Here is a 1,176-nt window from a genome sequence, read left to right on the forward strand (position 1 = left end):
CCCGAGGGAGCGGCGCAGGCCGAGCGCGGCGCCGCGCAGGTCGGCCGGGGCGGCGGGGTCGGCGGAGATGCGGCGGGCGGTGTCGAGGGCGGCGGCGCGGGGGAGCGTCAGCAGGCCCTCGGCGTGGCGCAGGGCGTCGCGGGCGGCGGCCACGGCGCGCAGGCGGCCGGGATCGACGCCGCCGGCGGAGCGGCCGGTGGGGCGGCCGTGTGCGCGGCCGGTGGGGCCGGTGCCGCCGTGCAGGCCTTCGGCGAGCCAGAAGACGCGGTGTGTGGCCGCGTCCACGACCTCGCCGAGCAGCGGACCGCCCGCTGAGCCGTAGACGCGGTCGTGCCGCCACAGGTGCAGGGCGGTCGTCAGCACCTCACCGGCCGCGCCGAGTTCGGCGATCGCCCGGACACGGGTGGCGAGCGTGCCCAGCAGCTCGGCCGACAGCGTGTCCGCGCCGCACAGCACGGCGTCGAACAGCACCAGGGACAGCGCACGGTCCCCGGCGGCGGGCGTGGCGCCTGCGTGGTGGGGCGCTGTGGGCGCCCCGGGTCCGCCTGCGTGGCCGGGTCCGAGCGCGGGGCCCGCGGCCCCGGGTGCACCGCCGGCCCCAGCCGTCCGGGCCCGCTCGGCGAGCGCGATGGCGGCGGCCTCGTCCAGCCGCGCGCCGTACGCGCCCGCCTCGATCAGTGCCGCCTCGCGCCCGTGCTCCGGGGCGGGCTCCCACGTCTCGGTGAAGACGGGGTCCGCCCCGGTCGACGGTCCGGCCGTGCGGACGTGCCCCGGGATGCCGAGGACGCGCAGCCGGTGCAGCACCCGGCTGCGCCGCAGCCCGGCCGGATCGCTCAGGTCGGCGGTCACCGCGCGCCCGGAGGCCACGCCGCACCGCTCCAGCTCGGCCGCGACGTCGTGCACGAGCGGCGGGGCGGGCGTGTCCGGGTGCAGCCGGCCGACCCGGTCGCCGGTGCTCACGGCGACCATCTCGACCACCGCGGGATCGGTGCCCGGGGCCAGTGTGCCGCCTCCGCTCCACGGGAGCGGCTGCTCCAGCGCCTCGCTGATCAGCGCGCTCGCGAGACCGTCCAGGACGTCGCTGCGGGCCGGCACGGGGTGGCCGCGCATGGCCGCGAGGCCCTCGGTGAGGCTCCGGGAGGCGATCAGGTCGGCCGTGGAGACGGGGACGCGCCG

1 protein-coding gene is annotated in these 1,176 nt (G+C 80.3%); it reads right to left on the reverse strand.

Annotated features, from left to right (window positions below; all coding sequences use genetic code 11):
• The coding region (locus AB0O00_RS40545; RefSeq protein WP_363659668.1) for a DUF5682 family protein at window positions 1-1,176 on the reverse strand (1,176 nt) is incomplete at both ends.

The organism is Kitasatospora sp. NPDC093558, from assembly GCF_040683475.1.
Lineage (GTDB): Bacteria > Actinomycetota > Actinomycetes > Streptomycetales > Streptomycetaceae > Kitasatospora.